General features: G+C 61.5%; 1 pseudogene and 1 other annotated feature. The pseudogene reads right to left on the bottom strand.

The features are described 5' to 3' along the window. A pseudogene (locus CH292_RS27475) lies at nucleotides 1–1,015 on the bottom strand (IS3 family transposase); the annotation flags it as partial. Beyond that, nucleotides 639–770 (bottom strand) — a sequence feature (AL1L pseudoknot). Its footprint overlaps the pseudogene before it by 132 nt.

The raw sequence follows: 1,015 nt of genomic DNA, 5'->3' as shown, positions 1-1,015 counted from the left end.
GATTCCATCAACGCATTATCGAGCGCATCGCCGACGCTTCCGATCGATCCGGCCAGCCCCGATTCGATCAACGCTTCGGTGAAGGCAAGCGAAGTATATTGCGAGCCGGCATCGGAGTGATGTACCAAACCTGTTGCAGTGAAAGCGACATCGGAGCGTCTACGAGTGAACAAGGCCTGCTCCAGCACCCCCGAAACCAACGGTGTCGCCTTAGTCGTCATCACCCGCCACCCCAGAATCCGGCGGGAGAACACATCGACCACAAACGATGTGTAGACGAACCCAGCCAACGTCCAGCAATACGTGAAGTCAGCAACCCACCACTGATCCGGGCGGCTCGGCGCATCCCACTGACGCTCGATCAGATCCGGATGTCGAGATGCCCGATCGTCCGACCGAGTGGTCACCGTGCGACGCCGCCCGCGGACGACGCCGACCGCGCCACAGATCGTCATCAACCGACCGACTTGATCGCGACCCATCTCGTGACCGGCGCGTTTCATCGCATGCCACATTTTCCGCACTCCGTAGAGACGCCTGTTGGCCACGTAGAGCCGGTGCACTGCGTTCGCGGAGTACGCCTCCTCGAGAGCCGCTGAAGAGATGGTGCCGCGCTTCTTGGCTGCGTAGTAGGTGGACGGGGCGATCTTGATGCCGTGCTCGCGGAGTACGGTGCAGATCGGGTCGACCCCGAATCGGTGGCGGTATTCGTCGATGTAGTCGACGATCACCGAAGTCGGCGGTCGACCTCCGCCGCCGCGAAAAACGCTGACGCCGTCTTGAGAATCTCATTGGCTCTTCGTAATTCAGAGTTCTCGCGTCGCAATGCTTTCAGCTCGGCGTCGCGATCAACGCCAGGTTCGGCCTCACTCCGACCACTCGGCGGCTCGTCCTTCTCGACCCAATTCCGGATCGTCGCGGGATTGATATCGAGCAACGCTCCGACGTGTTTCCGAGCGGCGACCTTGGTGTCGCCTGCCCCGGCCAGACGGTCCCGATACATCCGAACCGCCCG

The sequence above is a fragment of the Rhodococcus sp. 14-2470-1a genome (genome assembly GCF_002259425.1).
GTDB classification, from domain to species: Bacteria; Actinomycetota; Actinomycetes; order Mycobacteriales; family Mycobacteriaceae; genus Rhodococcoides; species Rhodococcoides fascians_E.
This window is presented reverse-complemented; position numbering and strand designations above follow the sequence as displayed.